The 12,154-nt window shown below is 64.4% G+C and carries 13 protein-coding genes; 2 read left to right on the forward strand and 11 right to left on the reverse strand.

Features of this window, described 5'->3' with window-relative positions:
• From comD to BP858_RS05760, 6 genes are all read right to left on the reverse strand, one after another.
• On the reverse strand, window positions 1–1,018 hold a 1,018-nt coding region (gene comD, locus BP858_RS05735), incomplete at its 3' end, for a sulfopyruvate decarboxylase subunit alpha (protein ID WP_286879074.1).
• Window positions 1,011–2,303 (reverse strand): cysteate synthase, encoded by a 1,293-nt coding sequence (locus BP858_RS05740; protein WP_286879075.1) that lies wholly within the window; start codon window positions 2,301–2,303, stop codon window positions 1,011–1,013. The genes comD and BP858_RS05740, both read right to left, overlap by 8 nt.
• Window positions 2,300–3,541: a methanogenesis marker 16 metalloprotein gene (locus BP858_RS05745; protein WP_062260941.1), complete on the reverse strand. Its 1,242-nt coding sequence runs from the start codon at window positions 3,539–3,541 to the stop codon at window positions 2,300–2,302. Before BP858_RS05745 ends, BP858_RS05740 begins: the two co-directional genes overlap by 4 nt.
• On the reverse strand, window positions 3,538–4,155 hold the full coding sequence (locus BP858_RS05750; RefSeq protein WP_286879076.1) for a (Fe-S)-binding protein: 618 nt from the start codon (window positions 4,153–4,155) through the stop codon (window positions 3,538–3,540). The genes BP858_RS05745 and BP858_RS05750 overlap by 4 nt, the downstream gene beginning before the upstream one ends.
• A 4-nt stretch (window positions 4,156–4,159) precedes the next feature.
• Window positions 4,160–4,867 (reverse strand): GTP-binding protein, encoded by a 708-nt coding sequence (locus tag BP858_RS05755; RefSeq protein WP_214166342.1) that lies wholly within the window; start codon window positions 4,865–4,867, stop codon window positions 4,160–4,162.
• Window positions 4,864–5,643 (reverse strand): ATP-binding cassette domain-containing protein, encoded by a 780-nt coding sequence (locus tag BP858_RS05760; RefSeq protein ID WP_062260932.1) that lies wholly within the window; start codon window positions 5,641–5,643, stop codon window positions 4,864–4,866. Before BP858_RS05760 ends, BP858_RS05755 begins: the two co-directional genes overlap by 4 nt.
• Before the next feature lie 102 nt (window positions 5,644–5,745).
• Between BP858_RS05760 and BP858_RS05765 the strand changes: the two genes are divergently transcribed.
• Window positions 5,746–6,231, forward strand: a complete 486-nt coding sequence (locus BP858_RS05765; RefSeq protein WP_048104359.1) for a helix-turn-helix domain-containing protein — start codon at window positions 5,746–5,748, stop codon at window positions 6,229–6,231.
• A 96-nt stretch (window positions 6,232–6,327) separates the two neighbouring features.
• On the opposite strand, the gene BP858_RS05770 is transcribed toward BP858_RS05765, so the two are convergent.
• From BP858_RS05770 to BP858_RS05790, 5 genes are all read right to left on the reverse strand, one after another.
• On the reverse strand, window positions 6,328–6,924 hold the full coding sequence (locus BP858_RS05770) for a hypothetical protein (RefSeq protein ID WP_014865949.1): 597 nt from the start codon (window positions 6,922–6,924) through the stop codon (window positions 6,328–6,330).
• A gap of 46 nt (window positions 6,925–6,970) precedes the next feature.
• Complete coding sequence (locus BP858_RS05775) at window positions 6,971–7,243, reverse strand: hypothetical protein (RefSeq protein WP_014865948.1); 273 nt, start codon at window positions 7,241–7,243, stop codon at window positions 6,971–6,973.
• Between the two features lie 32 nt (window positions 7,244–7,275).
• The gene (locus BP858_RS05780) at window positions 7,276–7,866 is read right to left on the reverse strand and encodes a hypothetical protein (protein ID WP_145916323.1); all 591 of its coding nucleotides are present in this window, start codon (window positions 7,864–7,866) and stop codon (window positions 7,276–7,278) included.
• Between the two features lie 235 nt (window positions 7,867–8,101).
• Window positions 8,102–10,483: an endopeptidase La gene (gene lon, locus BP858_RS05785; protein ID WP_286879077.1), complete on the reverse strand. Its 2,382-nt coding sequence runs from the start codon at window positions 10,481–10,483 to the stop codon at window positions 8,102–8,104.
• 55 nt (window positions 10,484–10,538) lie between these two features.
• On the reverse strand, window positions 10,539–10,958 hold the full coding sequence (locus BP858_RS05790; RefSeq protein ID WP_062260925.1) for a MarR family winged helix-turn-helix transcriptional regulator: 420 nt from the start codon (window positions 10,956–10,958) through the stop codon (window positions 10,539–10,541).
• 777 nt (window positions 10,959–11,735) lie between these two features.
• On the opposite strand from BP858_RS05790, the gene BP858_RS05795 reads away from it, so the two are divergent.
• Window positions 11,736–12,154, forward strand: a 419-nt coding sequence (locus tag BP858_RS05795) for an ABC transporter permease (RefSeq protein WP_286879078.1), incomplete at its 3' end; no start/stop codon positions are given.

Here is a 12,154-nt window from a genome sequence, read left to right on the forward strand (position 1 = left end):
TCGGTCCCCGCTCCCGGCTCTCCCAGACCTCTTCGAGTTCCCGCTCATCCTGCACCTTGCACGTCTTCCGGATACCGGCGGCACGGGCGAGGAGTTCCATATCCACCAGCCCGGAGGCCGGGGTAGGCTGGTTTCCCGTGCTCCCGAAGGCCCCGTTGTCCAGGCAGACGATCGTGAGGTTCTCCGGGGCCTGTGCCGCCACGACCGGGAGGACGGCGGTTCCGAGCAGGCTCCCGTCGCCGTCGAGGACGACCACGTCTCTATCCGTCGCAAGCCCGAGGCCGAGCCCGATCGGCGTCGCCTGAGTGTAACTCCCGAGCATGTAGAAGTTGAGGTCCCGGTCGTTCGCCGCGTAGAGCTCCTTTGAGGGGACCCCGATGTTTGCGACCACCGCCTCGCCGTCGAGGGCAGCAGCGATCACGCCGATTGCGTCGTTCCTGGTCATCACCGGGTCGCGGAAGGTCCGGCGGTAGTCCACCACCGACTCCCGGGCCCGGCTCGGAAACACCCGCTCCGGCAGGCAGGCCTCCTCCTCCCCTTCCCAGAACGAGGGGAGGATCAGCCCCACGTGCGGCCGCATGGCGTCGTAGGCGTCGCGGACGACCGCGTCGATCAATTCCTCATCCCCGGGATCGCGGATGATCGTGAAGGGGATCCCGAGCGCCGCGAGCACCTCCGGGACCGCACGGTTGAACGGCACCTGGGCCGGGATCGCCTCCCGGTAGACCCCCCGCCAGCTCGCGAGGATGGGGAGGGGGAGGCCGAAGGTGACGGTGAGCGACATGATGGCATTTAAGGAGTTCCCGAGCCCCGAACTCTGCATATGCAGCACCGATCGTGCCCCCGCCATCGCGAGCCCGGCACAGATCCCGACGCCGTCCTCCTCCCGGGTGAGGTTCACCGCACGGAACCGCTCCGGGATGAGGGCGCAGAGGTCCCGGGTCCGGTCGCAGGGGAGCATCGCCACGGTATCGACCCCGAGGGCAGCGAGGCGGTCGAGGACACATCCTTCACGCATATGCCGCCACCCCCTGCTCCGCAAGCCAGGCCTGGATCTCGTCCCTGAGGTCCCCGTCGAGGGTCGTCCCGGCCGCGACGCTGAGGAAGGGCTCGACCGGATAGCGGTCGAGGTCTTCCGCCGCACGCTCGTAGCCGCCGCCGGTCACGTTCAGGAGTATGTGCTTCCCCGGGTCGATGAGGTCCTCCTCCACCGCCCGGGCGAGCGACGCGACCGCGACCGCGGCGGCCGGGTCGAGGTCGATCTCCTCGGTCTCGGCAAAAAGCCTCCCGGCGTCTCGGGCATCCTCGTTTCCGACCGCGTACATCCTCCCGCCCGAGGCCAGAAATGCGTCCCTGACCCCGCCCCGGACCTCCCAGGGCGGGTGGCGGTTCGTGAGGACGTCGGCATAGACCCGGGCGATCGAGGCTTCAGCGTCGGGCATATCTTCGGCCACGATCGTCCTCCTCCCCGCCTCCCAGGCCCGGACCATCGGGACGAAGGGGAGGTTCTGGGAGAGGTGGAGTTCCGGGAGGCGGGGGCCGAACCGGCCGTCGGCGACGAGCCGCTCCGCGGCCTCCCAGGCGGCGATCCCCCCGGTCCCGCTTCCGACCGCCTGGAAGTAGTAGTCGGGGAGTCTCCCGGCGGAAAGCGTCCCATCGAGCATCACCGTCCCCATCCCGTCACGGCGGGCGACGTTCTTCGCCCCACCCTCGGGGACAATTCCCGGGAGGGAGCAGACCTCCCGCCCGAAGGCTATAGAGTCAGAGTAGTCCCCGTCCACCATGATGAGGCAGACGTTCTCTGCCGGGACGGTCGTCCAGAGCCGCCCGGCAGCGGCCGTCGGGACCACCACCACGACCGGGGCCCCGGTCAGGCCTGAGACCTGGCAGAACGCCCGGCCGGTGTTCCCCGCCGACGAGACCTGGATGACCCCCCCGGCCCCCTTCTCCCTGAGGCGCAGGGCCGTCGGCTGGGCTTCGAGTTCCTTGAAGGAGCAGGTCTCCATCCCCGCACCCCGCTCGGGCCAGTAGCCGGAGAAGGTGATGGTGAGGTGGAGAAGTCCGAGTTCCCGGGCGAGACGCTCGCTCTCATAGGAGACCGGGCCGGCATCGACCCGGAGGTGGCCCTCGATTGGGAGCCAGTCCTTGTAGCGGAAGATTCCGGGGAGGCTCCGGAGGGTGAGCCGGCGCTCGGCGTAGACGGTCCTGAGCAGGGTGTCGCACCCCGACGGGCAGTTGAGGGTGTAGCGGTCGGGAAAGGACCGGCCGCACCCCGGACACCGGAGGAGGTACTTCTCAGTCACCGCATCCCACCCCCGGTGAAGGTGAACCGGCGATCGAGGATCCGCTCTTTTAAATCCCGGCAGAGGTCTTCGGCAAGCGTCCGGCCCGACTGGCGCAGCGTGATCGGGACCTTGCGTCCCCGAACCCGGAGCGAGCCCTCGCCGGCCTCGAGGGCGTCGTTCGGGCAGGCGGCAAGACAGGCGGTGCAGGCAAGACAGCGGTCGCGGTCGATACCGGTCTCGCGGGAGAACGCACCCGTAGGGCAGACGGCAGCCACAACACAGGTCGAGCACTCCTCGCACCACTCGGGGTGGTAGGTCACCTCACGGTCGGGCCGCTGCCAGATGTCGGCGTAGGTCGCCTCCCCGAGGATGGCCCGGGTGTTGATATCGGCGACCGGGAGGGGGATCTCCTCGTCGAGGACACGGAGCCCCGCAACCTGCCGGTCGTCGAGGACCGGGATGGCGACACCGAGGCTCGTGATGCACTCCGGCCCTGCGGAAGTCCTAAACCCGCCCATGTAGCGGGGCTGCATCCCGGCCATGTCGGCGATGACCGTGAGGTTGGGGCGCTCGGGGGTACTCCGGGTCCCTTCGCCGGTCACCATACCGACGGAGCCGTTCAGGAGGACCGGCGTCCCGGCACTGACCGCGAGCCCGAGCGGGTCGTTCTGGAGGGGGTTGATCTCGCCGCACCCGCTGACCGAGACCTCCCGGCAGGGCCCCTGCAGCCCCTCAAGGGAGAAGATCGTCTTCACCCGGGTCGGCTGGGTGTTTACGTAGGCGGTGTAGTTCCGGTAGGCGCTCCGGGTGGTGAAGAGCCGGGCGTAGGAGAAGTCGTCGAGCGTCACCCGTGCCTCGACCGAGCGGTCGGCGGCCTCCACGACCACCTCGATCCCGCGTCCCTCGACGATATCGCGGAAGAGGTGTCCGCCCCCGTACCCCGCCCCGGCGTGAGCGGTCCCGGAGACGATCAGGTCGAGGAGCCCGAGCCGCTCGTTCGGGCAGGGGCCGGGCATGCAGGGAACCCCGTTTACCCAGGCCCGCTCCGCCCGTTCGAAGGCCCCCGGTTCCGCGACCGGCACCGAAAGGATCGCCGCGGTCCCCGACATCACCCCGCAGGTTCCGGTGGTGACCACATCCACGTCCGCGGCCGAGACCTCCGCACCCTCGCGGATGAGGCGCTTGAACTCAGCGGCAGTGTAGACGACCGCCGAACCATTCCTGATCTTCTCATCGATCTCTGCAACCGTCTTCATAGTCTGATATCCTCCACCCGCACATGGAGACCCGCGGACTTTGCAAGCACCATGTTCACGACACCCGTATGTGCAAGGTTCATCATGCAGTAGCCGGGCAGGAACCGCTGGCGCATCCCGAAGGTGGGTTCGCGCCGCACCGGCCGGCAAATCCCCTCAAAACCGACGATGTGGTATGCCTCAATATCCTTAAATCCTCCGCCCCGGGAGGCCTCGGGGCCGACGACCAGACAGGTGAGAAGACCGCTCACCGGGCTTGCATGGAGGACCGAGAGGACGTGCTGGACCGGGCAGCCCGCACCGGCCGGTCTCCCGACGACGATATCCCCGGGCACAATCTTCCACTTCTCCACGAGGTCGGGGCGGAAGGGGAGGATGATCTTCCGGGCCGAGACCTCGCCGGGCAGGGGCTCAAGGATGAAGTCATACTCCACACCGAGGACGTCCCGGCCGGAATGGAGGGTCTCGCCCTCGAACCGGGAGGGTGCGGTCCCGGTAGGGTAGAAGACGCAGTCACGGAGGTCCTTCTCCCCCCGCCTGACCAGGGCAAGGAAGGCCTCACAGGTCGGGGCCCCGCAGGCCCCGCAGTCCTTCCCGGGCGGTCTCCATGCCATAGGGTCAGTCACCCCGGTAGAGGTAGTCGGCGCCCTCGAGTCTCCGGATGACCCCGAAGTGGTGCTGCCACCCGATCTCGGTCTTCCCGATGCAGATGGTGCAGACCCCGAGCGGCGGCGCACCCCGGAGCACGATGGCGTCCGGGTCGGTTATCGCAGGGCAGTCCTCGATGGCCCTGAGGAGGTAGCGCATCCCGGTCCCCTGGAGAGCATTCGTCTCCACGATATCGAGGCGCGGGTTCACCTCCCGGATCCGCTCCCGGAAGACCTCCTTCTCGGCCTGGGAGACGAGGTCGATCCTGGTCACGACCGCGATGTCGGCAAGCGCGAGCATCGCAGCCATCTTCAGGGGCGTGTTCGTCCCCGATATTGCGGAGAGGACGGCGACTCCGAGCCCCTGCGTCGTGTAGGGGGAGCAGCGGAGGCAGAGCCCGGCGCTCTCGACCAGGAGGAGATCGGCGCCCTCCTCCCCGGCCCAGGCGATGGCGTCCCGCATCACCATCACCCCGGCATGGTCAGGGCAGAGGTCGCCTGAGTAGACCTTCCGTGCCGGGATCCCGAACTCGGCCGCGAGTTCCTCGTCCTCGAACGCCCGGACGACGTCGATCTTCAGGTAGGCGATCCGGTGCCGGTCCTGGAGGGCACGGATGGTCTGCCGCACGACGGCGGTCTTCCCGGCGGAGGGGGGTCCGGCGATGACGACGAGCCTCATGCTCCGACTGACCCTGTGATCAGGTTTCCGGCCCTGATCTCTTCCCGCATCTGCCGGAGGATGCCGTCGAGGCGGCGGGCCTCCCTGAGGGCGGCGTTCTCACGGCCGTCAGGCTCGATGACCCGCTCGACCGCCCCGTCCCGCATGACGATCCGCCGGGCTGAGAGGAGGGAGACGAGGGGGTCGTGCGTGACGAAGATGACCGCCTTCCCCCCGGCCCGGAGGACCTCGATCACCCGCTCCTTGAAGATCCCGGCGTTCTCCACCTCGTCGAGGAGGAGGACCGGGGCAGCCGCGATCAGGACGGCATCGGCCACCAGGAGCGACCTGGTCTGGCCGCCCGAGAGCGCGGTCATCCGGGCATCGGGCCGGATTGCCTCACCCGTAAACTCGTTTGCGAGGTCGATCGTCCGGCTGACGATCTCCTCGTCCTCGATCTTCCGGGACCGGACGTGCATCACAAGGAACTCCTCAACCGTGAGGTCGGCAAGGCATTGGGTGTTCTGGGTGATCAGGGCGACAGGTTTGTGCGCCGGGTCGCGGACGAACTCCTCGGGTGGGTATGCGCCGTTGACGAGGACCGTCCGTCCCGTGGCGGTGTCGTTTTGGGCGAAGACCTCGATGTCGTTGATGAAGGCGCTCTTCCCCGAGCCGGTGGGGCCGACGATGGATATCGTGTCGCCCGGGCGGATGGTGATCGCCTCGAACCTCTCCGGCTCGCCGCTCCTGCTCCGGCCGGGGAGGATCGTGATCTCCCGGATGGGTGTGGGGTTCATAAGGGGAGAATTGTCGCGGGCCTTGATAAGATTTGCCTTGTGTCCATAAAATGTGACCATACGAGGAAAATTATATCTCAAATAATCTACTACAATAGAGTGATGCTGTCACGAAGGATCTTTGAGACCGAGTTTGCCGAGGCGCTCCAGGAAGAACTGGACCGCCAGGATATGACCGCCCGGGAACTTGCAGACCTGGCAGGGATCCCGCCCGCCACCCTCTACAAACTCACGTCAGGGAAGACCGATCCCCGGCTCTCCACCGTCCGGAAGATCGTCAACGCCCTCGAACCCAGGGAGAAGAGTTTCATCGCCGCGATCGCAGCGCGGTTCCTGCTCGACGAACTCGACAACCGCGACATCACGGTCGGGAACCGGAAATACCGGATCCGGGGCTACTCAGCTGACTCCCTTGAGGAGTGCATCATCGCCGCAGTACGGGCCGACAAGGAGGGGGCGCTCGGGATCATCTGCGCCCCCATCCTTGCACCGATCGTAGAGAAGATCGTCGACTGTCCGGTGGCGATCATCAAGCCGCACCAGAAGACGCTGATCGAGGCGATCGAGACGATCGCGAGGAGGGTTTAGGGGGTCAGGGCCGAGCGCGGTCGGGGGGGCCGGCTCTCCTGAGAACCTACGGACACCTGCTGCTCCAAAACCACCGGAAAACGAGCCAGGGTGAGATCAGCCAAGTATTCCCTCCATGTTGATTATCGAGTACGACGGGTAAAGATAGAAGATCGTCGTATCGTTGTAGATCATGGCTACCCTCTTGTTCCGCTCGTCGAAGACGTGGTAAGTTTTTGTACTCTTATCCGTTGCCTGATGGTAGCCCTCGGGCAGAGGCCCCGATACGGGTGTCGAGAGCCACCACTCTGCCCCGCAACGCCCGTCGAGCGTCCGGCGGGCCGTTTCGTCGACCCCGATGAAGAACGACAGTCCATCGTGCCTGAACTCCACTTCGACATACGCCCGGTTCGGGTCATCCTCATTCGAGGCCATCCGAACCGAGGTAATGTTCCACCCGTTCTCAAGCAGAATCCCGGCCCGCTGGTCGGCCAGAAGGGTTTCGAGCACCATCGTGACGTTGGCGGTGAAATTTCCGGGAACGTCCACGGTGACCTCCGAGAGGTTGAGGGTGATGGAGGTGTTCTCCTGCTCGTAGTAGAGGACCGGGGCAGGCGTGGTGTTCTCCGATGCGTTAACCTCCACGGAATCGGTGCAACCGGCCCCGAACACCAGCAGGATCAGCGTAACCAGGAGGAGAGGGGTTTGTTTCATCTCGTCACCATCAGTTGCGGGTGCGATCTCATGCCGGACCCGTAGATCATGGGACACGCTCCGGCGCTGTAACCACAGCCGCGAGGAGGAGCGCAGGGTGCTGCTTCAAATCCTGATCGGTCTGGTGGATGACGGAGACATTCTGCAGATCCTCTTCCCCGACCACCTGCACAGTCAGCTCCTGCGGAAGACCGTCGATTCCCGTGCTCAGGGTAACGAAGGCGGTAAACACAACTACAACCGTCGCGACGAGGAGGACGACGCCGATGAACGCGAGAATCCCTACGGCAATCAGATGTTTGTTGTTCCTAGACTCCATACGATCACCACACCGGAATATTTTGCGGGCTCCTAATCTATCGGAACAAGGGGCCCCGCGGGCACATCCTTTGAACTGTATATGACGTGCAACGGGGACGCCGACTGCTCGGCACGCGCACGGGGCTCGACCGGGATAATCCAGAACGTCTCGTTGCCGAAGACTATGCTCCCGACGAGGGCGTTGTTCCCGGTCGTCAGGAGGATATCGCTTTCGTCAACGCCGACGATCATCCCTTCGTAGGTGTTGATACCGTCATCGATCTGTTCGAAGTTCATCCCGTGCTGTTCGGCCCGATACGCCGTACCATGGATAGAAAGCGGGAGTCCATCCCGGATCTCTCGCGAGAGGGCAGCGTGGTCGAACGTCACAACGTCGTACCGCTTGATGCCCTTCGGGATCTGCAGTTCTTCCGGTGCCGGGATCCCGACGGCCGCGAGATCGGAGAGCGACGCGGCGCCCGCGACGAGCACGGTCATGGCGTCGCCGATGACCAGGGGCGGGGTGCTGTCATCCGCGCCCGGGGACCCCGTGCCATCCTGAGCGCCTGAACCCAGAGCGATCGCCACTACAACGATCAGGCATACCAGGAGGGCGATGCCTCCCACGTGAGATTGCTTCATTCTTTTTCCTCTGGTGCATCTCCCGGGACAGGTGCACCCGGGTTTTCCACGTGGGAGAGGTCGACCTCCTCCTATAAGCGATCTCTGTGACACGCGTCTATATGTCGGGCCCCTCCGATCACTCCCAGACCAGAAACCTCCTGTACAAACCCCGGAACGGGAGGCGCGCCGAACGGCGGGAGTAACCCGTGCAGGGAACCGCCAGAAAAATCAGGAGAACGTGAGGAGAGGGGCGCTAGAGGTCGTGCGCAGGCACGCACCTCCTCTCCGAATACGGCACGACAGGCCCGTGGAGCGCTACCCCGAGCGCCTCGCGCAGGACGTCGTCGACAGTATCCACAGTCACGAACGTAAGTTCGCGCCGCACGTCTTCGGGCACGTCCGCGAGGTCCCGCTCGTTCTCCCGCGGGAGGATGACCTTCCTGATCCCGGCCCGGTGCGCCGCAAGAACCTTCTCCTTGATGCCCCCCACCGGCAGCACGGCGCCGGAGAGCGTCACCTCCCCGGTCATCGCGATCGTCGGGTCGACCGCTCTTCCCGTGACAAGGGAGGCAAGAGTCGTAAAGAGCGTCACCCCCGCCGAAGGCCCGTCCTTCGGGGTCGCCCCCGACGGCACGTGGATGTGGATGTCGCTTGCGAAGAAGTCGAACCCGGACGCAGTGAGGGGCAGCCTTGAGCGGATCAGGCTGAGCGATATCTGTGCAGACTCCTTCATCACGTCCCCGAGCTGGCCGGTCAGCGTGAGTCTCCCCTTGCCGGGCATGAACGTACCCTCGACAAAAAGGATATCCCCGCCGACCGGCGTCCAGGCAAGTCCTGTGACGACGCCGGGCGGGTTCTCTTTCCGGGCCACGTCCTGCCGGACCATCTCTTTTCCGAGGATCTCCGGGAGCATCTCCGCCGTCACCGTATAGGGCAGGTCAGCGGTCCCCGAGACGATCTTCGTGGAGACGAACCGCGCGATCCGGGCGAGCTGTTTCTTGAGCGCCCGGACGCCCGCTTCCCGGGTGTACCGCTCGATGATCGTCACGAGGGCGTCGTCCTCGACCTTGAGTGTATCCGCATCGAGGCCGTGCTCCTCGAGGATCTCCGGCAGCAGGTGGTCTTTTGCGATGGCGAACTTCTCGTTCTTTGTGTAGCCCGAGATCTCGATCAACTCCATCCGGTCGAGGAGCGGTGCCGGGATGGTTGCAAGCGAGTTCGCGGTCGCGATGAAGAGCACGTCGGAGAGGTCGTAGGGGACTTCCAGGTAGTGGTCCGAGAACGTGCTGTTCTGCTCGGGGTCGAGGACCTCGAGGAGGGCGCTTGCCGGGTCTCCCAGGTGCGAGACAGCGAGCTTATCGACCTCGTCGAGGATGAAGACCGGGTTCTTCGTCCCGGCCTTCTTCATCCCCTGGATGATCCGGCCGGGGAGAGACCCGACGTAGGTTCGCCGGTGCCCCCGGATCTCCGCCTCGTCCCTGACGCCGCCGAGGCTGATCCGGACGTACTTCCGGCCCAGGGCGTCCGCGATGCTTTTGCCGAGGCTCGTCTTCCCGGTACCGGGCGGGCCTGCGAGGAGGAGGATCGAGCCCTGCTTCTCCTCTTTGAGTTTCATGACCGCCAGGTGCTGGATGATCCGCTCCTTGACCTTCTCGAGGCCGTTGTGGTTGCTCTCAAGCACGCGGCGGGCCTCCTCGATATCGATCTCCTTCTTCTCCTCGACCGTCCAGGGGAGGTCGAGGAGGAGGTCGAGGTAGTTTCTGATCCCCTGGCTCTCGTGGTGCTGGCTCCCGCCCATCTCAAGTTTCTTGAGTTCGGCAAACGCCTTCTTGCGCACCTCGTCGGGCATCGTCGAGCGCTCGATCCGCTCCCGGTAGCCTTCCTCGCCGGACGAGCCCTCGCCCCCGTTGAGCTCCTCCTGGATCACCCGAAGCTGCTCGCGGAGCATCGCCTCCCGGTTCGCCTTCCCGACCTTCTCAGAAGCCTTCCTGGCCACCTCAATCCGGAGGTTGATGCTCTCGTTTACGTTCACCAGGAGCCGGAGGAACGCGGTGTAGCGTTCCCGGACGGAGACCGTCTCGAGGAGAGGCTGTTTCTCTCCGACGCCCACCGGCAGGAAGGGCAGAACAAACCCCATGATCTGGTCGACGGACTCCATCTTGTCGACGGAGCGGGTGAACTGCTCAGATCCCTGGAAGTTGCCGCTGAGCTCGTGGACGGCCGCTTTGACGCCCGCGAGCATCTCCGCCCGGGCATCCTCGTCGAGGTCCGGTACGTCAGGGAGCGGTTCATGGACGGCATAGAACAGCCCGCCTTTCTCCGAGAGCGTTACGGCCTTCACCCGGCAGGTTGCATGCGCAAAGACCAGGTAGCCGTCGTCTGCGGGCTGTATGTGCGCTATCTCGAGGAGGGTTCCGGTCGTATAGAGCGCACCGGCCGGATTCTCCGAAGGCTCTCCGCCGCACTTTGCGGTCAGCCCGACCGCGGATACCGACCCGTCGTTCTTCATGGCAGCAATCAACGCCTCTCCGACGGCCGTCTCGACCTGGAGCTTCGTCCGGGTCTCCGGGTAGATCACGGTCTCGAAGAGCGGTATGACGACAGTCTCGCTGGTATCAGGTTGTGGTGAGTGCATGGTGACTCCAATCATTTAGTTCGAATTTACCTAACTTTGTTGTCGGCCAAAAAAATTACCCGACCTTCTTGAGGATCTCAAGGAGGAGATCCACTTCGTTCTCGTCGAGCGCCCGTACTATCCTCTCGATCATCCGGTGGAGCGCGTTCTGCTCGGCGTTTGCTATCATCCGCCCCCTCTCGGTCAGGCGGATGTAGGTGACCCTCCCGTCGTCGGGGCACTTCTGCCGGTACGCGCACTCCATCCTGACGAACCGATTAACCATCTCCGTGACGGTGGGTTTTGAGGTTCTCGTGATCTCGGCAAGCCTGCTGAACGTCACGTCGTGGTGCTCGTCGATGGCCTTTAAGTAGGCGATCTGCGTCACCGTCAAATCCGTGAGTCCGCATTCGGAGAAGATCTCAGAAGAGCATTCGTTCTTGATGACCATCAGGCGACCAAATGCTTCGACCAGATGCTCAACTCTTGCCGACATGGTTGATACTAGTTAGTTTGGCTTGACCTAAACATAAGGGTTGTGATGGCGGTCGGTATCGGGTGAGCTACCTGCAGGAGCCCGACCCTCTTTTTCGGTTGGCCAGGGTTGGATCCGGAACGAAATGGACCGAAACGCCCTGACATGTAGACGATCGTGACAGAAATCGTTTATAGAGAGAGGTTGAGCTCTCATCAAGCGTTACAAGATCCGGCAGCCGAACCCACGTCCCGAACGGTGCGGTATGTCAGGTACGATCATCGCCTCTCTCACCCGGAGCCGATTCTCGCTGACGATCCCGCCGCTCGTCTCGGTCGCAGCATGCGCAAGCCTGGGCGGGTATCGCCGTGAGCGTCTCCGGGACGCGGAGACCGGTGCAAAAGCACCTACGCCTACTATCACGATATTGATCTGGATGACCACAACATTGATCCGCACGTCGAGGCCCAATCTCAGAATGGTGACGCCTGAACGGGGCATCCAGGCCAACCCGATCGTGCCGAACGGACATCGGGGTGACCGATGTCCGGAGAGTAGCGGTGAGTGGTGGCCGTTCGCGGTCCTGCGGCGCTCTGACCCGGCAAGTAAGACTTTATACGGAGGAAATGGAGATATGCCAGTAGACTTCTTTTGCGAAACGTACCCTCTGCCCGGGATACCGGTCGGTTTTTGTGCGATCGACACCCAGGTTCCGGAAAGAGAACCGGACACGCCACGCGTAATGCACGCGCCGGACCGGGTCTCCGGCGGGGAGAGTCGGACTCTCCAGGGGATCGCATGACGGCGGAACGGGTCTTCATTGTGGCCAAAAAAGAGTTTGCCGACCAGGTCACGGGCTGGCGATTCCTGGTGATTCTCGCCCTGTTCCTCGCCATCGCCCTGGCGGGAACGTACAGCGGGGTCGGGAGCTACGAGAGAGAACTGGATAGGTATGCCCAGGAACTGGCGACGATGGACGACCGGTTCGACGAACCGGGGCGGATGACGATGCCCGCAAAACCGCCGGTTGAGGGCGTTTACTCCTCGATGTTTCTCGTGCTGATCTCCTACGGGAGCCTCCTCGCCATCGCCGTCGGGTTCGACCTGGTCTCCGGGGAGAAGGAGTCCCGGTCGCTCAAAAGCCTTCTCTCCCACCCGGTCTACCGTGACGAGATCATAAACGGCCAGGCGCTCGGGGGCGTGGCGCTGCTGGGATC

Source organism: Methanoculleus sp. UBA413 (assembly GCF_002502935.1).
Classification (GTDB): domain Archaea; phylum Halobacteriota; class Methanomicrobia; order Methanomicrobiales; family Methanoculleaceae; genus Methanoculleus; species Methanoculleus bourgensis.